General features: G+C 76.3%; 1 pseudogene. It reads right to left on the reverse strand.

Annotation, left to right across the window (positions count from 1 at the left end):
- Positions 1 to 262 (reverse strand): annotated as a pseudogene (locus KVT14_RS20520) (phospho-sugar mutase); the annotation flags it as partial.

Consider the following 262-nt stretch of genomic DNA (forward strand, 5'->3'; position numbering starts at 1 on the left):
GCCGGCAGCTGGCCGGTGAGGTGCAGGCCGTGCTGCCGGGTGAGGTCGTCCAGGACGCCGGCCGGGGCGCGGCCCTCGGCCTTGAGACGGGCGGCCAGGCCGGCGAGGGCCAGCGCGGCGGAGATGCCGTCCTTGTCCCGCACGTGCGCGGGGTCGACGCAGTAGCCGAGGGCCACCTCGTAGCCGTACACGAGGCCCTCGACGCGGGAGATCCACTTGAACCCCGTGAGCGGCTGGGCATGCCGGAGGCCGGCGTGCGCGG

The organism is Cellulomonas sp. GbtcB1, from assembly GCF_019091725.1.
Classification (GTDB): Bacteria; Actinomycetota; Actinomycetes; order Actinomycetales; family Cellulomonadaceae; genus Cellulomonas.